Origin of the sequence: Variovorax sp. YR216, from assembly GCF_900107745.1 — a bacterium.
In the GTDB taxonomy this organism is placed as follows: Bacteria; Pseudomonadota; Gammaproteobacteria; order Burkholderiales; family Burkholderiaceae_C; genus Variovorax.
In genome coordinates, this window is record NZ_FNRO01000009.1 from 19,976 (window position 1) to 39,899 (window position 19,924).

21 protein-coding genes are annotated in these 19,924 nt (G+C 65.9%); 8 read left to right on the top strand and 13 right to left on the bottom strand.

Annotated features, from left to right (window positions below; translation table 11 throughout):
* Nucleotides 1-4 precede the first annotated feature (4 nt).
* Genes BLW05_RS21255 through BLW05_RS21275 form a run of 5 tightly spaced genes read right to left on the bottom strand, consistent with a single transcriptional unit; the run spans nt 5 to nt 7,896 of the window.
* Nucleotides 5-1,375: a heavy metal sensor histidine kinase gene (locus BLW05_RS21255; RefSeq protein ID WP_093165557.1), complete on the bottom strand. Its 1,371-nt coding sequence runs from the start codon at nt 1,373-1,375 to the stop codon at nt 5-7.
* Nucleotides 1,372-2,058 (bottom strand): heavy metal response regulator transcription factor, encoded by a 687-nt coding sequence (locus tag BLW05_RS21260; RefSeq protein WP_093165558.1) that lies wholly within the window; start codon nt 2,056-2,058, stop codon nt 1,372-1,374. The genes BLW05_RS21255 and BLW05_RS21260 overlap by 4 nt, the downstream gene beginning before the upstream one ends.
* Entirely contained in the window at nt 2,055-5,219 is a 3,165-nt protein-coding gene (locus tag BLW05_RS21265; RefSeq protein WP_093165559.1) for an efflux RND transporter permease subunit, read from the bottom strand. The genes BLW05_RS21260 and BLW05_RS21265 overlap by 4 nt, the downstream gene beginning before the upstream one ends.
* Nucleotides 5,216-6,424 (bottom strand): efflux RND transporter periplasmic adaptor subunit, encoded by a 1,209-nt coding sequence (locus tag BLW05_RS21270; protein ID WP_177142754.1) that lies wholly within the window; start codon nt 6,422-6,424, stop codon nt 5,216-5,218. Before BLW05_RS21270 ends, BLW05_RS21265 begins: the two co-directional genes overlap by 4 nt.
* A gap of 5 nt (nt 6,425-6,429) precedes the next feature.
* Nucleotides 6,430-7,896, bottom strand: a complete 1,467-nt coding sequence (locus BLW05_RS21275) for an efflux transporter outer membrane subunit (RefSeq protein ID WP_143044880.1) — start codon at nt 7,894-7,896, stop codon at nt 6,430-6,432.
* A gap of 45 nt (nt 7,897-7,941) precedes the next feature.
* Between BLW05_RS21275 and BLW05_RS35480 the strand changes: the two genes are divergently transcribed.
* Nucleotides 7,942-8,169, top strand: a complete 228-nt coding sequence (locus BLW05_RS35480; protein WP_143044881.1) for a hypothetical protein — start codon at nt 7,942-7,944, stop codon at nt 8,167-8,169.
* A gap of 23 nt (nt 8,170-8,192) precedes the next feature.
* Here BLW05_RS35480 and BLW05_RS21285 read toward each other — a convergent pair whose 3' ends face one another.
* Nucleotides 8,193-8,558 carry a DUF2938 family protein gene (locus tag BLW05_RS21285; protein ID WP_093165562.1) on the bottom strand — a complete coding sequence of 122 codons (366 nt, stop codon included), beginning with the start codon at nt 8,556-8,558 and terminating at the stop codon, nt 8,193-8,195.
* 326 nt (nt 8,559-8,884) lie between these two features.
* Between BLW05_RS21285 and BLW05_RS21290 the strand changes: the two genes are divergently transcribed.
* Nucleotides 8,885-9,109, top strand: coding sequence for a hypothetical protein (locus tag BLW05_RS21290; RefSeq protein WP_093165563.1), 225 nt, complete (start codon nt 8,885-8,887; stop codon nt 9,107-9,109).
* A gap of 79 nt (nt 9,110-9,188) precedes the next feature.
* Complete coding sequence (locus tag BLW05_RS21295) at nt 9,189-10,070, top strand: hypothetical protein (RefSeq protein ID WP_143044882.1); 882 nt, start codon at nt 9,189-9,191, stop codon at nt 10,068-10,070.
* A gap of 229 nt (nt 10,071-10,299) precedes the next feature.
* Here BLW05_RS21295 and BLW05_RS21300 read toward each other — a convergent pair whose 3' ends face one another.
* The gene (locus BLW05_RS21300; RefSeq protein ID WP_256330423.1) at nt 10,300-10,845 is read right to left on the bottom strand and encodes a cupin domain-containing protein; all 546 of its coding nucleotides are present in this window, start codon (nt 10,843-10,845) and stop codon (nt 10,300-10,302) included.
* Between BLW05_RS21300 and BLW05_RS21305 the strand changes: the two genes are divergently transcribed.
* Both BLW05_RS21305 and BLW05_RS21310 read left to right on the top strand, forming a co-directional pair.
* On the top strand, nt 10,832-11,215 hold the full coding sequence (locus tag BLW05_RS21305; protein WP_093165565.1) for a c-type cytochrome: 384 nt from the start codon (nt 10,832-10,834) through the stop codon (nt 11,213-11,215). The genes BLW05_RS21300 and BLW05_RS21305 overlap by 14 nt on opposite strands.
* A gap of 256 nt (nt 11,216-11,471) precedes the next feature.
* The gene (locus tag BLW05_RS21310; RefSeq protein WP_371126956.1) at nt 11,472-12,575 is read left to right on the top strand and encodes an ABC transporter substrate-binding protein; all 1,104 of its coding nucleotides are present in this window, start codon (nt 11,472-11,474) and stop codon (nt 12,573-12,575) included.
* A 346-nt stretch (nt 12,576-12,921) separates the two neighbouring features.
* Here BLW05_RS21310 and BLW05_RS21315 read toward each other — a convergent pair whose 3' ends face one another.
* On the bottom strand, nt 12,922-13,527 hold the full coding sequence (locus tag BLW05_RS21315; RefSeq protein ID WP_093165566.1) for a DUF4337 domain-containing protein: 606 nt from the start codon (nt 13,525-13,527) through the stop codon (nt 12,922-12,924).
* 548 nt (nt 13,528-14,075) lie between these two features.
* On the opposite strand from BLW05_RS21315, the gene BLW05_RS21320 reads away from it, so the two are divergent.
* The 3 genes from BLW05_RS21320 to BLW05_RS21330 all read left to right on the top strand — a co-directional run bounded on the left by BLW05_RS21320 (nt 14,076) and on the right by BLW05_RS21330 (nt 15,391).
* Nucleotides 14,076-14,438, top strand: coding sequence for a hypothetical protein (locus BLW05_RS21320; RefSeq protein WP_093165567.1), 363 nt, complete (start codon nt 14,076-14,078; stop codon nt 14,436-14,438).
* Between the two features lie 124 nt (nt 14,439-14,562).
* Nucleotides 14,563-14,751 carry a hypothetical protein gene (locus BLW05_RS21325; protein WP_093165568.1) on the top strand — a complete coding sequence of 63 codons (189 nt, stop codon included), beginning with the start codon at nt 14,563-14,565 and terminating at the stop codon, nt 14,749-14,751.
* Nucleotides 14,752-15,070: 319 nt separating this feature from the next.
* The gene (locus BLW05_RS21330) at nt 15,071-15,391 is read left to right on the top strand and encodes a DUF1161 domain-containing protein (RefSeq protein WP_256330424.1); all 321 of its coding nucleotides are present in this window, start codon (nt 15,071-15,073) and stop codon (nt 15,389-15,391) included.
* A gap of 235 nt (nt 15,392-15,626) precedes the next feature.
* Here the strand turns inward: BLW05_RS21330 and BLW05_RS36295 are convergent, their stop codons facing one another.
* The 5 genes from BLW05_RS36295 to BLW05_RS21360 all read right to left on the bottom strand — a co-directional run bounded on the left by BLW05_RS36295 (nt 15,627) and on the right by BLW05_RS21360 (nt 19,760).
* Nucleotides 15,627-16,514 carry a gamma-glutamylcyclotransferase family protein gene (locus BLW05_RS36295; protein ID WP_218135201.1) on the bottom strand — a complete coding sequence of 296 codons (888 nt, stop codon included), beginning with the start codon at nt 16,512-16,514 and terminating at the stop codon, nt 15,627-15,629.
* 81 nt (nt 16,515-16,595) lie between these two features.
* Complete coding sequence (locus BLW05_RS21345; protein WP_093165569.1) at nt 16,596-17,099, bottom strand: H-NS family nucleoid-associated regulatory protein; 504 nt, start codon at nt 17,097-17,099, stop codon at nt 16,596-16,598.
* Nucleotides 17,100-17,465: 366 nt separating this feature from the next.
* A complete protein-coding gene (locus tag BLW05_RS21350) occupies nt 17,466-18,428 on the bottom strand; it encodes a threonine dehydratase (protein WP_093165731.1) in 963 nt (320 codons plus the stop codon).
* A 184-nt stretch (nt 18,429-18,612) separates the two neighbouring features.
* Nucleotides 18,613-18,954, bottom strand: a complete 342-nt coding sequence (locus BLW05_RS21355) for a hypothetical protein (protein ID WP_093165570.1) — start codon at nt 18,952-18,954, stop codon at nt 18,613-18,615.
* A gap of 140 nt (nt 18,955-19,094) precedes the next feature.
* Nucleotides 19,095-19,760 carry a DsbA family oxidoreductase gene (locus BLW05_RS21360; RefSeq protein ID WP_177142755.1) on the bottom strand — a complete coding sequence of 222 codons (666 nt, stop codon included), beginning with the start codon at nt 19,758-19,760 and terminating at the stop codon, nt 19,095-19,097.
* Nucleotides 19,761-19,924: the final 164 nt, after the last annotated feature.

Genomic DNA, 19,924 nt, shown 5'->3' on the forward strand with positions numbered 1-19,924 from the left:
CGCCCTATTGCAGCGCGACGCTGAAGCCGACGGTGGTGACGCCCCCCACGGACCGCGCGAACACGGTGCCGTTGTGCATCACCGCCACCGCCTTGACGATCGACAGGCCGAGCCCGTGGTTCTCTCCGCTGTTGCGGCGCGACGTGTCGATGCGGTAGAACCGGTCGAAGAGCCGCGCGAGCTGTTCGGGCGCGATCGGTGCACTCGGGTTCGAGAAGCTCACCTCGGCCGCGCGCCCATGGCTGCCGATGCGCACCAGCACCTGCGCGCCGGGACGCGAGTGCTGGATCGCGTTCTGCAGCAGGTTGGTCAGCGCGCGTCGGAACAGCGATGTCTCGATCGGCGCGACCGCATCGCCTTCGACCTGCACCGTCATGCCGGCTTCGTCGAGCAGCAGGTCGAGGAACTCGACGGTCTTTCCGACCTCCTGCGCGATCGACGACGCCACCAGGCCGCGCGCACGCACGCCCTGCTCTGCGCGGGCGAGGAACAGCATGTCGGCGACGATCGCGCGCAGGCGCTCCACTTCCTCCAGGTTCGATTGCAGCACCTCGCGCAGTTCGGGCGCATTGCGCTCGCGCCCGAGCGCCACCTGCGTCTGGCCGATCAGGTTCGCGAGCGGCGTGCGCAGTTCGTGGGCCACGTCGTCGCTGAAGGTCGCGAGCTGCGCGTACGCGGCGTCGAGCCGGTCGAGCGCGGCGTTGAAGGAGACGCCGAGCCGCGCCAGTTCGCGCGGCAGCGCGGGAAGTTGCAGGCGCAGCGCGCGATTGTCGGGGCCGATCCGCTGCGCTTCTTCCGAAAGGCGCTCCACCGGCCCGAGGCCGATGCGCGCGATCCAGTAGCCGAGCGCGGCCGCCAGCCCGGTGCCGGCCAGCGTCAGCAGCAGCAGCGCGGTCTCGAAGGTGCGCAGCGTGTCGCGGAACGGCTGCGCATCGACGCCGGCCATGAAGCGCACCGCTGGCCGCGTCGCGGTTGCGGGCATGGTCCGGCTGCGCACGCGCATGCGGCGCGTCTTCGCCGAATCAGGCATGCGCACGTCCACGCTGTCCCTGCCCTCGTCGATGGCCGCCATCACGTCTGTCACTTCATCGCCGAAGCGGTAAGCCGGGTCGTCGCTCCACATCCAGGTGCGCGTGCGCGAGTCGGCGCTGCCAAGTGTGTCGAGCTTCTCCTGGATGCGCTTGCCGAGGTTCGGCGCGCGGCCGTACTGGAGCATGTACGAGATGTCCTCCAGCCGCGCATCGATCTCCGCCTGCTGGTGACGCACCAGCTCGCCAGCGAGCACGTGATGCAGCGCGAAGCCGAGCAGCGCGAAGACCGCCAGCGCCGCGGCGGCGAACATCAGCGCCAGTCGGGTGGCGATCGAATTCCTCATTCGGGCTCCGTGCCGCCGCGGTCCTCCAGGACGTAACCCATGCCCCGGATGGTGTGCAGCAGGCTGTGACCGAAGGGTGCATCGATCTTGGTGCGCAGGCGCTTGATGGCGACTTCGACCACGTTGGTGTTGCTGTCGAAATTCATGTCCCACACCAGCTCGGCGATCACGGTCTTGGAGAGGATCTCGCCCTGTCGCCGCGCAAGCACCGCGAGCAGCGCGAACTCCTTGGCCGTGAGGTCGATGCGCTGGTCCTGCCGCCAGGCCTTGCGGCTGATCAGGTCCACGCGCAGGTCGCCCACGCGCAGCAGCGTCGATTCATGGCTGCGCCCGCGCCGCGTCAGCGCCTGCAGCCGCGCGAGCAGTTCGAGGAACGAGAAGGGCTTGACGAGGTAGTCGTCCGCGCCGTCCTGCAGGCCGCGAACCCGGTCGGCGACGCCGTCGCGCGCGGTGAGCATGATGACCGGCGTGTTCTTCACGCTGCGCAGCGACTTCAGGATCGAGAAGCCGTCCAGCCCCGGCAGCATCACGTCGAGCACGATCACGTCGAAGTCGTAGTGCAGCGCCATGTGCTGGCCATCGATGCCGTCGAAGGCGAGGTCGACGACGCAGCCCTGCTCGGTCAACCCCTGGCAGAGGTAGTCGGCGGTCTTGCGCTCGTCTTCGACGATCAGCACTTTCATTCGGCGATGGCTCCTGCAGGTGCTTCAGGCAACCGGCGCTGCCGGCGGGCCTCCTTGCGGCGCACGTACCAGTGATGCGCGCGGTCGAGGTACAGGTAGATCACCGGCGTGGTGAACAAGGTCAGCATCTGCGACAGGATCAGCCCGCCCACCATCGCGTAGCCCAGCGGACGGCGCAGCTCAGAACCCGAGCCATGGCCGAGCATGAGCGGCAGGCCGCTGAGCAGCGCGCACATGGTGGTCATCATGATCGGCCGGAAGCGCAGCACGCAGGCCTCGAAGATGGCGTCCTGCGGCGACATGCCCCTGTCGCGCTCGGCGTGCAGGGCAAAGTCGACCATCATGATGCCGTTCTTCTTCACGATGCCGATCAGCAGGATGATTCCGATCAGCGCAATCACGCTCAGATCGTACCCGCCGGCCATCAGGATCAGCAACGCGCCCACACCCGCCGACGGCAGCGTCGAGAGAATCGTCAGCGGATGGATGTAGCTCTCATACAGCAGCCCCAGCACGATGTACACCGACACCAGCGCCGCCAGGATCAGGTAGGGCTGCGTGCGCAGCGAATCGCCGAAGGCCTGCGCGGTCCCCTGGAAGGTGCCGCTGAGCGTGGCCGGTACGCCCATCTGCGCCTGCGCGGCGTTGATGGCGTCCACCGCCTGCCCCAGCGACGTACCAGGCCGGAGGTTGAACGAGAGCGTCACCGCCGGGAACTGGCCCTGGTGGCTGATGGAGAGATAGCCGGTGTGGCTGGTGTCGAGCTTGACGAAGGTCGACAGCGGCACCTGCTGGCCGTTGATCGGCGAGGTCAGGTAGAGGTGGTCGAACAGCGTCGGATCGCGCTGCAGTTCGGGCGTGACTTCCAGCACCACGTTGTAGCTGTTGAGCTGCGTGAAGTACTGCGCCACCTGGCGCTGGCCGACCGCGTCGTAGATCGTGGCGTCGACCATCGCCGGCGTGATGCCGTAGCTGGAAGCGCGCTGGCGGTCGATGGTCACCATCGCAGTCGGCGCCGCGTTCTGCTGGTCGGAGGTCACGTCGGTGAGCCCGGGCAGCTGCCGCAGCCGCGCCAGCAGCTTCGGTGCCCACTGGTTGAGTTCGTCGAGGTTCGAGTCGGTCAGCGTGTACTGGTACTGCGTGCGCGAGAGCCGGCCGCCCACGTTGATGTCCTGCCCCGCCTGCATGTAGAGCGTGATGCCCTGCACCGGCGCGAGCTTGGGCCGCAGCCGCGCGATGATCTCGTCGGCGCTCGCGGTGCGGCCTTCGTCCTTGGGCCTGAGGCCGATGAAGAAGTTGCCCGAGTTGAAAGTGCTCGCGCCGGCCTGCATGCCGAAGCTGGTGATGTCCGGATCGTCACGGATGATGTCGGCGAGCTTGAGCATGCGGTCGTGCATCGCCTGCGACGACGAGTCCTGCGCGGCATCGGCCGAGCCGAAGATGAAGCCGGTGTCCTGCTGCGGGAAGAACCCCTTCGGGATCGCAATGAAGAGCAGCACCGTCGCCGCGAGCGTGGCGATGAAACTCATCAGCGTGATGAACGGGTGCCGCAGCACCACGGCGAGGCCGCGCTTGTAGCCGTTCAGCATGGCGTCGAAGCCATCCTCGAACCACTGGTAGAGCTTGCCGTGCCGCTCGCCGGCCGTGTGCGGCTTGAGGAAGCGCGCGCACAGCATCGGCGTGAGCGTGAGCGAGATCAGCACGGACACCACGATGGTCAGCGTCACCGTCACCGCGAACTCGCGGAACAGCCGCCCGACGATGCCGCCCATCAGTAGCAGCGGAATGAACACCGCCACCAGCGACACCGAGATCGACACGATGGTGAAGCCGATCTCGCCCGCGCCCTTGAGCGCCGCCTCCATCGGCGGCATGCCCTCTTCGACATGGCGGTAGATGTTCTCCAGCATCACGATCGCATCGTCCACCACGAAGCCGACCGCGATGGTCAGTGCCATCAGCGAGAGGTTGTCGAGGCTGTAGCCCACCACGTACATCACCGCCGCCGTGCCCAGCAGCGCGAGCGGCACGGTCACGCTCGGGATGATGGTCACCGTGAGGTTGCGCAAGAAGACGAAGATCACCGCCACCACCAACGCGATCGACAGCAGCAGCGTGAACTCCACGTCCTTCACCGAGGCACGGATGGTCTGCGTGCGGTCGATCAGCGTGTTGACGGTCACGCTCGGCGGGATCGAGGCCTTCAGCTTGGGCAGCGCGGCCTGGATGCGGTCGACCGTCTCGATCACGTTGGCCCCGGGCTGCTTGGTGATCGCCAGCATGATCGCTCGGCCGTCGTCGATGTCGGTGCCCTCGCTCGCGCCCTTGCCGGCGTAGCCCCAGGCGGCGACCTTGGCGTTCTCGGGCCCGTCCACTGCCACGCCCACGTCACGCACCCGGATCGGTGCGCCGTTGCGCCAGGCCAGCACCATGTCGTTCCACGGCGCGGCTTTCAGCAACTGGTCGTTGGTGTAGACGTTGAACGCCTGACGCTCGCCGTCGATCGTGCCGGTCGGCTGGCTTACGGTGGTGTTGGCGATCACGCCGCGCACTTCCTCCAGGCTCAGGCCGACCGCCTTGAGCTTGGCCGGATCGATCTGGATGCGCACCGCCGGCTTCTGCACGCCGAAGATGTTGACCAGCCCGACGCCCTGGATGCGCGAGATCTGCTGCGCCAGCACGTTGTCCGCGTAGTCGTTGACCTGGGTGAGCGGCAGCACCTTGGACTGCACGCCAAGGATCAGCACCGCCGAATCGGCCGGGTTGATCTTGCGGAAGCTCGGTGGGCTCGGCAGGTTCTGCGGCAGCTGGCCGCCGGCCGCGTTGATCGCGCTCTGCACGTCGAGCGCAGCGGCGTCGATGTTTCGATCGAGGTCGAACTGCAAGGTGATCTGCGACAGCCCGAGCGAGCTGTTCGAGGTCATCTGCGCGAGCCCCGGGATCAGCGAGAACTGCCGCTCCAGCGGCTGCGCGACGCTCGCGGCCATCGTCTCCGGACTCGCGCCCGGCAATCGACCCGTGACCTGGATCGTCGGGAAGTCCACCTGCGGCAGCGGCGCCACCGGCAGCAGCGGCCATGCCACGAGGCCGATCAGAAGGAGCGCCGCGGCGAGCAGCGATGTGCCGATCGGGCGCTTGATGAAGGCGGCGGAAATGCTCAACGCTTTTCTCCCCCGGCGTCGGCGACCTCGGCCTTGCCGTTGAGGCCGCTGCCCTGCTGCCGCTCGACGATGCGTGCGCCGGGCGTCAATCGGTACTGGCCGTCCGTCACCACGCGATCGCCCGCCGCGAGGCCCTTGGCGACCACCGCTTTGCCGCCGACCGTGTCGGCCACTTCGATCGACTGCATGCGCACCTTTTCATCGGCGCCGACCACGTAGACGAAGAAGCCGTCCTGGCTGCGCTGCACCGCGGCCGAAGGCATGGTGAGCGCATCGGCGCGCTCGCCCAGCACCAGCCGCGCATCGACCGACTGCCCCGGCCACAGCGTGAGCGCCGAGTTCGCGAACTGCGCCTTCATCGAGATGGTGCCGGTCGCGGTGTCGATCTGGTTGTTCAGCAGCACCAGCTTGCCGCTTGCGAGCACCTCGTGCGTGTCGCGGTCGATGGCGTCCACGCGCAATGGTTCGCGCTGCGTGTTGAGCGCCTTGTTCACGGCCTGGAAGCTGCTCTCGGGCAAGGTGAACTGCACCGCGATCGGGTCGATCTGGTTGATGACCAGCAGCCCGTTGGCATCGGCCGCATGCACGATGTTGCCCGGGTCGACCAGCCGCGCGCCCACGCGGCCGCCGAGCGGCGCGGTGATGGTCGTATAGCCGAGCTGCACCTGCGCGAGATGGATCTGCGCATCGTCGCTCTTCACCGCCGCCTGCAGCTGGTTGACGAGCGCGCGCTGCGTGTCCAGCGTCTGCTGGGTGGTCGCGTCTTCCTTGATCAGGTCGCCGTAGCGTTGCAGGTCGGCGCGGGCATTGGCGAGCTGGGCCTCGTCCTTGGACTTCTGCGCGAGGCTCTGCTCGAGCTGCGCCTGATACGTGCGGGGATCGATGCGCGCGAGCACCTGCCCGGCCTTCACGTCCTGCCCTTCCTTGAACTCCACGCTGTCGAGCTGGCCGTCGATGCGCGTGCGCACGGTGACTGACGCGACCGTCATCACCGTGCCCACGCCGGTGCGCGCGATCGGCACGGTTTCGCTCGCGACCCGGGCCGTGCCCGCGGGCACGGGCGGCGGGCCCGCCGTCGGCGCGGCGTGCGGCGACAAGAGCTTGCGCCACGCGCCGGTGGCAATGATCAGCACGGCCAGCAGCGCGATCGTGGCGGCTGTCCACCAGCGCCGGCGCGGATGGGCTTGGGGTGTGGGGGTATCCATGTCGTTCATTCGTTCGTCGAAGCCACCGGGCCGGATGCCGCGGCGGATGGGGCCGTCGGGCTGGCGCCCGTGGCGGCCAGGAGCTGGCTCGCGTCCCAGCCGCCGCCAACGGCCTTGATGAGTGCCACGCTGGCCGCGTACTGGCGGCCTTGCAGCTGCAGCGCGGTGCGCTCGTTGTTCAATGCGAGCGCCTGCGCGGTGATGACCGCGAGGTACGGCGTGGTGCCGGCGCGGAACTGGCTCAGGGTCACGCGTTCGGCATTGCGCGCCGAGCGCACCGCGCCGTCCTGCACGCCGCGCTCCTGCGCGAGCAGGCTGAGCGCGGCCAGGTTGTCCTCGACTTCCTGGAAGCCGGAGAGCACCGTCTTGCGGTACGTCGCCGCAGAGGCATCGAAGACCGCGCGCGACTGCTCGACCTGCGAGGCGCGCAAGCCGCCGTCGAAGATCGTGCCCGCCAGCGCGGCGCCGAGCGCCCAGACGCGGTCGGGCGTCGAGAACCAGGGCCCGAAGCCCGAACCGCTGAAGCCGCCCGCGGCCGAGAGCGCAAGCGTCGGATAGCGCGCGGCTTGCGCCACCCCGATGCCCGCATTCGCCGAGGCGACACGACGCTCGGCGGCGGCGATGTCAGGCCGGCGCTCCAGCAGCTCCGATGGCACCACGGCGGGCACCTGAGGCAGCGTGAGCGCGAAGCTGTCGGGTGCAATCGAGAAACCCGCCGGCGCGCGGCCCAGCAACACCGCGATCGCGTGCTCGGCCTGCCGGCGCGCGAGCTCGATGTCGATGGCCTGCGCCTGCGTCGATTGCAGCGTGGTGTTGGCGAGCTCGACATCGGCGCGCGTGGCAACGCCGGCGCGGTACTGGCTCTGCGTGATCTGAAGCGACTTCTGGTAGGCCTCGACCGTGCGTGCGTAGAGCTGCTGCTGGGTGTCGGCCACGCGCAGCAGGATGTAGTCGCTGACGACTTCGGCCTGGATCGCGAGCCGCGCCGCAGCGAGATCGGCCTCGCTGGCCTGGGCGTTGTCGCTCGCGCCTTCGATGCCGCGCCGCGCGCGGCCCCAGATGTCGGCCTCCCAGCCGGCCTGCAGCGACCATGCATGCGAGTTGCCGAGCTTCGGGCCGAGCACGGTCTGGCTTTGGCCCCGATTCACCGAGGCGTCGGCCCCCAGCGTTGGGAAGAGCGCGGAGCGGGCGTTCTGCACCAGCGCCTGCGCTTCGCGGTATTGCGCCTCGGCGACGCGGACGTCCTGGTTGGCGCGATTGGCCTCATCCACCAGGTCATTCAGGCGCCTGTCGCCGAATGCCGTCCACCACGGCTGCCCGGCATCGACGCTGCCGGGCGCAGCCGGCTTCCAGTCACTGCCTTCCTTGAACGCGGGCGCCGAGACGCCCTCCGGCAACGAGGGGCGCTGGTAATCGGGTCCGACAGCGCAAGCCGTCAGCGATGCGGCCAGGGCCAGACACAGTATTCGCATGCGGCCACTCTAGGTGGCAGCCCGGAACGCCAGGCTGACAGCGAGATGACAATCCTGTCAGCTTGGGCGCAGGCCGGTTGTGCGTTTGCCGGGCAGCGTCTTCCAGCGATCGGGAGCGATCAAGTTCGCTCGAACCCAGATATTGTCCGGCCCGACAATGGTGTTCACAGCCGCGGACCCAAGCGCCTGGACGGCCTGAAGGAAGGCGACACGATCCGCTTCAATGAGGAAGGACGGCGTGTACTTGTCACTGGTATGCAAGTGCTGAACTGAGTTCCCAGCAGCGCTGCCGAGCGTCAAAGGTATGCGATGCCTGCAGCAGCAACGTACAGGCCGGCTCCAAACACCGCGTGGTTCGCAAGAGTACGCACGCAGCCTCTGACAGGAGCCGTCGTGTTGGAGCCGGCAAAGCCAGACCCCATGGCAGGTCCGACCCCATAGTGGATGAGCCAGCCCAGCGGGTGTTCGCCTCGTACAGGTGCCACCTTGGCGATGGGTGCATGCGCAAACCGCCCCTGTGCCATCTGCCCGACCCACCTGCCAACCAGCCGCCAATCGGTGGTGGGTACTCCCAGTCTGGAGAGGATGAGCAGCCACATATCCATGACCGCTGTGGCGATGACGCCGATGAGGACTACGTGGCTGATGCTTGGGAATGACATGGGGGTCTCCGTCTCACCGTGCGGTGCAGTTGTCGGGCCACGCCTCCGCGCAGACGGCCAGCGACGAAAGCGGCAATAGTTCACGCAGCGGCCGCCCGCCCCCTCCCTCAAGGAGGGGATGCCCGACCGTCAAGCGCCAGACACTAAAAACATGATTTTTCATGTGACTTGCAGCTTGACTGCGCCTGCGGTCCTGTTGAGTGGATGCTCCACCGCCCCTGCCCCATGTGTCTTGCTGCAGCTATGAGGACGCTGTGCTGTGCAACAGCCGGTAAGGGGCACTGATGCCTGCGCCCACTGACTGGCAAAGCGCCCCCCATCCCAGCATGCCCGGCTTCTTCTGCCTGAAGCGCTTTCCGCACGTTGACCGCGCTGAATTCTTCGGCAACCGCCTCGGCACCGCGCCGAAGATTGAAGCCTTCGCCAGCCGCGAACAGGCCGAACGCGTCGCCGAGCGCGTGAACCATCGCAGCAGCGCCCCGGCCGGGGCGGCGCTCGACGAGGCCTTCGATACCGATGACGGGGACCTTGCCGATATCGAACTCGATTGAAAAAGGCTCCCGGTTCTAGCCGCGCGTGACATCACGCGGCTATGGCCGGGGGCTTTTCCCCGGACACCAGAAGAGAACCATGCAAACTACAAAACCAATGATTGCGAGCGCGCTCGCCCTGGCCCTCGCGGCCTGTGGCGGCGGTGGAGGTGGAGGCTTCGTGCCGGCACCTGCGCCCGCTGCAGCGGCCCCCGCGCCCGTCGCAGCACCACCCGCAGCCCCCGCCGAGGTTGCGCCCCCGGCGCCAGCACCGGCCGCGCCCAAGACGTGGAAGGACACCGACTGCTCACGCACTGGCTCGGCACTGCCCGCCTGCTCGACCGAGTTTTCGGACAATTCCGCCAGCGCGACCATCGTTATCAATAGCGCGGGCGATGCCATCCAGCTTGCCACTGTGGCCGCGCCGCTGGCCGCTGTCCCGAGCCCGAACAACGGCATCAAGGGCAACAAGGCAGTCTATGGCGTGTCTCTGCTGCACAAGTTGAAGTTGGCGGATTACCCCGGCATCAGCTTGGAGGCCAAGCTGAATACGGGAGACACCACCATCCAGGACGACCTCTACGTGACCACCACTGTGAGCCTCACGTGCGATGGTGCGAACTGGCTCAATCTCATCACGATGACGCGCGACATGACGCCCGTGGCACTCGCCGACGGCTGGGCACGCTACACGGCCACGCCCGCGCAAGTGAAGTGGTATCGCACCGGTACCAAGCCGTTCCCGACGACCGGCACCGTGCTGCTCAATGGTGCGATCGGAACGGGCGGCGGAGCGCTGTCGCTGGACGCGCTGATGGCGGCCTACCCGGACGCCTGCGTGTGGAACTTCCCGAACCCGAACGCGGGCAAGTCTGATGCCGTGACCCCGGCGCTCGCCATCAATCTCGGCGACTCGGGTACCACAACGAACAAGAAGGCATGGCTGCGGGCTATCGCCTTCGGCGACAAGGTCGTGTTCTGATGCGGCCATGATGCGCCGGCTCGTCCTCGTCCTCGTCGCGCCGCTGATGTTGGCGGTGGTGGTGGCCGTGCTGGCCCCCCGGCCCTTCTAGGAGGGCCCACGGGGCCCGTCGGCGCTGTGTCCCCTCGACGCTCGAGAAGACGCTGGGTTGGCTCACGCACGCATCGAGTTCGTGACGCCGCACCGCGAAGGAGACACGGCGCGCAACGGCCTCACTGGGGGCGTGACACTACGCGCCGCCCGGCGAGGCGGGGACGAGACCATAGCGGGCCATGACCGAAATCAAGGCCGCTTTGTCCGGCGGTCCTCCAGCGTTCACGACTGCGCCCACGTCTCGAAAGTACTGGGCGCCAATATCCGGCGACTGCACGATGAGGGCTCGGACCTCTGCGTCGAAAGGGTTCGAGAACTGGTGGACGCTCCCCCTGGGGCTGTACATGTTCTCTCCAGCGGCGAGGTCTCGAACTTCAGCGTCGACGGAATACCGAAGGGTTCCTTCCAGAACGTAGACGCATTCGTCGTTCTTCGTATGGCTGTGCGGGGGCGGCACGTTGGAGCCCGGCGGAACCTTGAGTTCGAACATGCCGACGCTGTCCGTCGCCGAACCGTCGACAAGATAGCGAATAGACAGTTGACCCACCTTGATGAGCGAGGAATCGGTCATTTCAATCCTCCGTCGACGATGACGCGGGATCATGCCGCAATCGGCCTCCAACTGGAAGGACGGGTACTGGCCAACGAGGTTGGGGAACAATCGGGAAATGAAAGTCTGCATCCTTCTCTTGGCCACACTCGCAACGGGCGTGGTGCATGCTGCGCCTCGAGCGGGCGACGTCACAGCGGGAAAAGCGGCGTTTGCAGCCTGCGCTTCATGTCATCAGGTCGGCCCCGCCGCGCGCCACGGATTTGGTCCCCAACTGAACGGACTCCTCAGCCGCCGCGCCGGCACCGAACCGGGCTTCAGGTATTCGCCGGCGATGCGGAGATCGGAAATCATCTGGTCGGAGAAAACGCTGGCTGCGTACATCCGTCGCCCCGACGATGTCGTGCCCGGAACGAGCATGCGTTTCAATGGATGGTTGTATGGCGAACAGAAGCTCGCCGACCTGTTCGCCTATCTGCGGACATTCCCGCCGGCCGACTGAGCGGGAAGACATCGCTACGTGATGGCGCTCTCGCAGCGCCTGCGCGCGAGTACCCATGCACGCGGGATTCGTCAATGGCCAATTCCAGGATGGCCAGGGTATCGAATCTGCCCGCATCCAGTGTGTAAAACCGCACGAAACCGCGCGGCGAACGATGTAGTGCTCAGGATATATACGAGGCCCGCTTTCGAGGGCGGCGGTCACGATGCGCCCGGCTTTCACAGGCCTCAACGCAGACAAGAACCGGACCGCCACCATGAAAAAAATCTTCCTGGCATTCGCTCTCGCATGGAGCGCTCTCACGGGCGCCATCGCCCAGACGCCGCCACAGACGTCTGGCCCCGCCCTCAAGATCGGCGTGATCGGCCCACTCAGCGGCCCCTCGTCCGACTTCGGCCTGCCGATGCTCAACGGCGTGAAGCTCGCGATCGACGAGATCAACGCCTTCGGCGGCTACCTGGGCCGGCCGCTCGAACTCGTGATCAAGGACGACCAGGCCAATCCCGAGCTCGGCCTCAAGCTCTCCGAGGAGCTGGTTGCGCAGAAGGTCATCGCGACCATCGGCTTCTGCAACACCGGCGTCGCGATGAAGTCCATCGACGTCTTCCAGGCAAGCCGCACGCCGCTGCTCGTGCCCTGCACCACCGGCACGCCGGTCACGACGAAGTTCGCCGGCGCCGACAGCTACATCTTCCGCAACGCGCCGGCGGATGCGATCCAGGCGCCCTTCATGGTCGACGAGATCGTCGCGCGCGGCTGGAACAAGGTGGCCGTGTTCGCTGACAACACCGGCTATGGCGAAGCCGGACTGCAGGATGTGAAGAAGGCACTCGCGAAGAAGAAGCTCGAACCGGTCTACGTCGGCCGCTTCGACCTTGGCATCAAGGACGTGACCGAACAGCTCAAGGAAGCGCGCAAGGCTGGCGCCAACGTGCTCTTCATCTACACCATCGCGCCGCAGAACGCGGTCATCGCCAATGGGCGGCACGCGCTGGGCTGGAAGGTGCCGCAGGTCGGTGCCTGGGCGCTGTCGTTTCCGCTCTTCATCGGAGACGCAAGGGAAGCCGCCGAGGGCTCGCTGATGGCGCTCAGCTTCGTCGCCGAGCCCACCAACGAGCGCCGCGCGAGTTTTCTCGCAAGCTATGCGCGCAAGTTCGACGGGCCGCGCATTCCGGTGCCGATGGCGGCAGCGCAGGCCTACGACGCGACCTATCTGCTGGCCCATGCGGTGCTCAGCCTGCGCTCCGAGCAGCTCAACGGCCCGGGCATCAAGCAGGCGCTCGAGAACCCCAAGCGGGCTTACTACGGCGTCGGACCACCTACGACCGGCCATTCAGCGGCGGTGACCGCGACGCGCTGACCCCGAACATGCTGGTGGTCGGCACCGTGAGGAACGGTGCCGTCACCTTCGCGCATCCCGAGGACGCCGCACGCAACAACATCGTGCATCGCAAACGCGTCGTCGACGGTACGGGCCTCGGCCTGTAGCAGGCCGCGACGACTTCGGAGGCCCGCTCTCCGGCCCTTCAGGTATTTCCTCCCGTGCCGATAAGACCAGGCGTAGGAAGAGGCCGGCATCGCGACCTGGAGCAGATCCCTGAAGAGCAAGGCAAGGCCGATGTGGCCAGACTCGGCCTGGCTCAGCCAGGCACGTGCGGCAACTAAGGGCCGGCTGCGGCAGCCCGTCGTGAACCCGGGTCACCAGGTCAGATGTGCATTGCAGCCAGTGCGCCAACGACCAGGCCGACGCCGGCAACTGCAAGCATGCCCCACTCCAACCACCGTCTTCTCGTCAGCAACGCCATGGCAGCCAAGGCGATGGAGACCTGCAGCGCGGTGGTCGCTTGCGCCCACCGGTGGTGCTGATGCATCTGCGCTTCCGATTTCTGGTCCCAATCGGTTGCCTCGGCCTCGAGGTTCTTCGCGACGAGCATGATTTCGGCTTTCTCCTGCTCATACCGCGAAACCTTCGTCTGCCATTCCTGCCTGCGTTCATCGGGCGACATGTCCCTGGCGAACTCGGCGAGGGATTGCTTCGTGCTCTTCGACTGGAAGTAGTTCCATTGATTCGAGGCCTCGGTCTTCTTCATGCCCGCGTTGTTCTTGTAGAGCCCTGCGTTGGCCTGGGTCAGCCCTCCCATGTACGCGAAGATCGCTCCCACCGTGGCGATGACAGCCGTCCACACGGCGATCTGACTGGTCATGCTTCTGTGGCCGGAACTTGCAGAACCTGATTCGGAGTCGCCGTGGGCACCAGCGTGCTCGAGTTCATGGTCGTGCGGGCCATGCACGTGAAAACCGCCTGCGGACATGGATTTCCTTGTTGTCGTGGGGAGGCAAGTATCGCGAGGAGATGGCGCTCTTCGGCGCTAGCCGAGAACAATCGGGCGATAGCTGTCGTTTTTTTGCCAGAACGCGGCCATTCGCCGCCGTGCTTGCGAGTCCCGCACGCGGGTTGACGAAGCCGGGCTTCAATCGAGGGGAGGTTCGATGAGCGAAGGCGGCTCCAGGTCCGAGGCGAAAAATTCTTCCGTGCTGCTCTTTGGTTGAGCACCGCAGTGAAAGCCAAGCTGGGTGCGGCTCCGGCGAGATGCTCATCACGTTATCCACAAGGTAGTCCACCGGTCACGGGGAAAAAGTGCCCTTGACTTTTCCGTTTCGGCGCAACTTCGGGGCGAACTTCTCATTGGGCCACGCTCCGATCTCGGCGCAGGATTCCGTGCAGTGACGGGACCCCGACCACATCGAGGGCCATGCCTTTTCCACAGTTGGAGGCGAGCGGTAACTCACCTGCGCGCCGACGGTTCCGCTGTAGATCCGCTCGAGCCCCCGCGATCGCTGGCGGGTAAGCTCGGACGCAATGAGCCCCACCTCGCACTCTCACCCAACCGCATCGATCTGGAAGCGCTTCTGGTCACCCACGAGCCTGCTCGAGGCGGTCCCGGAAGGCGCGACTGCGGGCGACGCCGAGGCGGTCAGGCACCGCAACGACGTCTGGCTCAAGACATACATGGATCTGTACATCCTGCGGTGGGGCGTGCTCTGGTTCTGCTCGGTTGTTCTGGCGATTCTGGCTGCGGACGATGGCGTGCCGGCTGCTCTGTTCGTCGTCGCGCTCGTGATGGCCATCGGCTCCGCAGGCGGATTGGCGTCGATGATCTGGACCTACCGCCGCGCGAGCCGCGCCATCGACGATCGGGCTCGTCGCGCCCGTCGAGGGTGAACACAGTTCGCCTGCCGGATGCGAAGCGGCGAGCCATTGTTTCCGGACGTTGAACACTACTGTTCCAACTGCGGCGTTTTCGCCGGGCTGGTTTGCCTCAAACTCTCGTCACACGGAGGCAGCAATGAACACGACATGGAACTTCATCTTGGCCGGCGCGGTGACCTTGGCCTGCGCAGCGGGAGTCATCGACGGCGAGGCCGCAAAGGGCGAGTTGCGCCTGGCCGAAGCGGCCACGTCTATCAGCACGGGCGCCGGAACGCTCGACTTGCTGGCGGGCACCCGGACTGCCGTCGCCTCCACCGCCCGATGACATTGTCAGTCGGGTGGTGACGCGAACCTCTCCAGAAGTCGCAACGGGTCCCGACCCTCTTTAAGTTTCCCCTAAGTCGCGCGGCACAGACTGCTCCTCGGCAGCCCGCTCTTCTCCTCCTCCCTCCCTCAAGGGCTGCTGTTAACCCGCTCCGGCGGGTTTTTCTTGTGCTCGTCCGCCCAACTTCCATGGACAGCTCGCAGTCGCTGCGGTCGTTCGGAATCTCGCTTCCAAGCCAGGCCGCGATGAGCGCAGACTTTTCGAGGGGTAGAGCTACACTGCCTCTCCCAGCCAAGCGCGCGCTCCGAGGCAAGCTCCGATGCTGAAGCCATCCCTGCTCTCCACAGTCCTGTTGGCCTTGGCCGGGTCCGCAAGCGCCGCAGGCAACTGCGACGACATCGTGGCCCAGATCGACGCGAAGATTCGCAGCGCAGGCGTCATGCGCTTCACGCTCACCACGGTGACGGCCGATGCCATGGTCAGCGGCAAGGTCGTTGGCACCTGCGAACGTGGTACCAGGAAGATCGTCTATGAAGCGGAGGCCACCGCCTCATCTCCGAACCTCCGGCGCAGCAACGACGGCATCCTGACGGAATGCAAGGACGGCTCGGTATCGGTCGGTGGGGACTGCAGGAACTGAGCACGCGGGCGTCGCCGGGCGCGCTCCTGGCGAAGTCATATCGTGAGTGTCTGATCCTTGCGCGGATTCCGCCGCGTGCCTGAAGGGTCGGTCAGGGCCGCTTCAAGTTCGGCGTCGGTCAGTTGAAGACGGGCCGACCGGTCGTCACGCCCGACGGGCTGGTGGTGGCCACGTTGACCAATGCCCCTTCGATGGTCCTCGTCCCGATTGGGCCGTGCCCCGCGCGTTGCATCCTTCAGGATGGTCCGGGAGCTTCAACGCTGGACCAACGGACCGTGAGTATGCATGCCGGTTGGACGCCAAAGGCACGATGAAACACGCCCGCGCCCCATATGACGAAGTCACCATGGCGGCGCAAGGTGTGCGACAGGGTGTCTTGCGGCGGGAAGTCCGCGCTCGTCGAAAACTCGATCCTGAACTCGCTGGCAGGGCTCGCCAGGATCGACATCGTTCGCCCCTCGCTCAACGGCTTGGATTCGCCGTTCGGATTTCCTGCTGGATGGGAGAACCATTTGACGCACAGACCGGCAGCGAGCTCGTCGGCCGGCACATGTCGCAGGTGGGCCGGCGGGTTCCTTGTCCAGTCGCTGAACCCGACGAACCAGCCGGTTCCGTGGGTGTCCAGACTGCCGGCGTTGCCGAACTCGACGTTCTGCGCGAGAAGCTGCTTTGATCGCAGGCCGGATTCTGCTGCGGCGGGATCCCGGCTACGGTACAGCGCCGCATGTTCGCGCGCGTACTCCTTCAAAGGACCAAGCCGGGCATCGGCCAGGGCGAACTGCTCTCGAGGCTTGATGTACGCATGCGCGCAGAACGTCTCGCGTCGGACATGATCGAGTGCCTCAACGTCGAGCATCACGCGTCGATAGCCGTCCCGCTCCGCAATGCGCTCCAGTTCATCCATCGCGGCCAACGTCGCGTCGTCAACTTCGAACACCTGACCGATAACTCGCTCGCCTTCTCCCGCAGCATCTATCAGCCACGGCGAAAAGCGCTCGCCCACCAGATACAGCGGATAACGTTCGACGGTCATGAAGTCTCCCGCGATTCGCGCACCCTTGTTGGTCGCAAAGTTGGGGAAACCTTCTTTCAGCGTTCCGAAAACAAAAACAAGTTGCGACATCGAGATCCAGGCAGTTGCCGACGAGCGCCGCTCATCGAAACGGGTGGAGCGCCGCACGCCAGTGGCTTGCAGCCGGCTGTCTCACGACCTTTGGCTTCTCATTTCCTCCAGGGTCTTTCCTCCCGCGATGGCTTCTTTGAGCCAGCGCGGTTGCGGGCCCCGACCAGTCCACGAATGACCCGCGCCGTCGCTGTAGAGAACACCCGAAGGCCGCCGCTTTTTCATGTTCTTCCTGGTGGAAGGCTTTGTGGCCTGAGCGCTCACTTGAAAGTCCTCCAGGTTCTTTCCGGCGGCCAAAGCCTCGCGCAGCCAAGTCGGCCGCTTTCCCCAGCCACCCCAGGTGTTGCCTTGCCCGTCGCCGTAGGCGATGCGGCCTTGCTTCTTCTGCACGGAGACCTTGGCGACACGATTCTTGTTGGGCTTTGTCGCGATTCTTCCGAAGAGCTGATCGGGCGTCAGGCCGTAATGAGCAATCGCCACTCGAATGCGTTCAACGACTCCGGCCACTTCCCTCGCCAACACCGCGTCCGCTTCTTTCTGCAGCGCGGCAATCTTCTTCTGAATCTCTGCGTAACTATTCGCCATGGGACTGGCCCTTTCAGTTGAATGAGACTCCAAGCTTAATGGCTCCAGACATTAGAAGCTGCATGCAGCCTGACTGATATTGGCCCGGACTGCGCACAAATATGAAGTCCGATAGGCGTCGCATTGCGCGCCGGAACCAACTCGCCACGAATGGAATAGGCGGGGTTCCATTTCAAAAAGGATCAACAAAGCTCTGAACACCGCCCCGGCTCGGGAATGGCCTACACCCCGCAATTCGGTGCATTCAATCTCTTTGAGAATCCAGGAGTGAACCGATACGGAAAGCTTCACGCTGACGAAGCGGTAATTGCCACCTGCCGGGATCGCTCCGAGGCGCACCGGTCGCCTCAGCCGATGAGATGCGCTTCAAGCCAACACTCGGGCAAAGACATCACTGTCCACGTTGGCTCCCGTCAGTGCAACACCCACCGAGCGGCCGCGCAGCGCTTCGCGCTGCTGCATGGCAGCGGCCAACGCAGCCGCCCCGGCGCCTTCCGCGACGTTGTGCGTATCGACGAAGAGCACGCGCATGGCCTCCCCGACCTCGTCGTCGGTGACGGCGACCACGTCCTCGGCCTCTCGCAGGACGACCTGCAGCGCCTCGTCCTCGGCGATGCGACAGGCCATCCCGTCCGCCAGCCGGGTGGTGACAGGGGACTCGACGACTCGGCCGGAGCGAAACGAATCGAGAAACGTTGTCGCATGCGCCGAGACGACGCCGACGAGCCGGCTGCGGACGCCGGTGAATGCGCGCGCTGCCACAGCGGCGCAGAAGCCGGATCCGAGTCCGATGGGGACGTAGACGACGTCCGGCGCTTCGCCCGGCGCAAAGCTTTCGAAGAACTCGAGCCAATACGTCATCACGCCGCGCACCAGCTCTCGATGGAAAGAGGGAACCATGTGCAGGCCCTGCTCTGCGGCCAATGCGATCGCGTGTTCACGCGCAGACTGGAATTCATCGCCGTGCTCCAGCAGCGTGACGCCGAGCGCGCGCATGGCGGCATTCTTCTCCAACGAATTGCCGTGGGGAACGACGATGGTTGCCGGAATCCCGTAGCGGCGAGCCGCCCAACCCACCGATTGCCCGTGGTTTCCACGCGTGGCGGAAATCACGCCGGCGGGCCTCGGCCCACTGCGCGCGAGCGCGTCGAAGTAGGTCAGGCCACCGCGCACCTTGAAGGCGCCGGCGGGCGTGTGGTTCTCGTGCTTCACCCACACTGTGAAGCCAAGGCGTTCTCGCAACAGTGGCCAGGCGTACTGCGGCGTGGGTGGCACCGTTGCACTCACGATCGCGCGCGCGGACTCCACTTCCTCGCGCTTGAAGCTCAGGATCATCAGGATTTCTCCGGGCAGGCGGACTTCTGCATGGTGCCACAGGGTCCGCCCGAGCACGGACGGCGACCCTTGCGGTGCGCCTGCCCGGCGGGCTGTGCGGCTACTTGAAGTAGTGGTAGCGGGTTTCGCCGACCTGCTTGAAGTCCCCGCCCCAGGTTTGCACCGTACGGGTGTGCGATCAGTGATCAGCGACCACGTCAGTCCTTCCCACCGACGAGCGGCTCACTCGATCGCTGTACCGCGATCGAAGCAACGCCGTGGCGCCCCACAGCAGCACGATGTTGGCGCACAAGCCGATGCAGACGACGAGCGCCGCGCGGTCGGCAAACCCTTCGCTGAGATCGAGCACAAGCATTGCAAGCGACCAGGGCAGCGCGCAAAGGATCGCGGCGATGAGGAGAACGTCATGCTCGCGCGGCCACAGGGCTGCCACAGCGAGTACCAGCGCGATCGCCGTTGCGATGCCAGGCACCCACCAAGCGTAGCGGTACCACAGCGGCTCTTTGCGGGGCGATGACATGACGAAATTCTGCGATGGTCAACCCAACTGCGCCCGATAAATTTCGCACGGACCGCGTGAGCTTCCGTTGACTGTCGCGCGGCACCGACAGCCCGTTGCATGAACATGCTCAGGCCGCTGTTCCCGACGACGACCTTGAACTACGCGCCAAGCGCCCGCAACATGACGTCCAGCACCATGTCGGACGTCGCCGCGCCCGGCAGCGCCAGCGACCCGTCGAACACGAAGAAGGGCACCCCGGAGACCGGATACCCCGCCCCCTCGGGACGCTCTTCATCGGTGCTGCAGACATCGGCCTGCACCCCACATTCCAGCGCGAGTCGCTCGAGCACGGCCCCATCGCCGATGTCTTCGCCTTCAAGCAAATAGGCCGTGAAGATGCGATCGATGAGCTTCGCCTGCAAAGCCTTGCCGGTGCGCGCGACCCACGCGTGCGCCCTGGCGGTGTTCGGTAGGACCTCGATCCGATCGAAGGCGAATCGGACCCCCGCGGCGGTCCCGGCCTGCTGCACCTGGGCGCGGCGCCTTGCGACGGCTTCGGGACTACCAAGGCGCGCCACATAGAAGGCCTGGTACGGCACGCCACCGGCTGGGGTGTTCGGAAGCAGGGCATGCGAACGCCAGACGACCTGCAAATGCACATCGGGCCGCAGTTCGGCAAGCCTGCGCGCAGCGGCGTCGAACTGGCGCTTGCCGATCAGGCACCACGGGCAGACGAAATCGAAGAACACCTCGACCGTCAGCGAGCGTGTGGCCACCGCGGCCTGCGCGCCTGCCGGTTCCACCACCGAATCGGACAAATCCATGAAACTGGTTCCCATCATTCCGGCCGCCGCGCCGACCCTGCGTATTCAGGGCAAGCCGATCGGCCCAGTGCAACGAATCTATCGCCCGGCCGCGAGGGCGGGCCCCTCCGCCACGGAGGGGGCGCCAGACCGGTTCGCCACCCAGAATTCCGTATCGCCAGGTG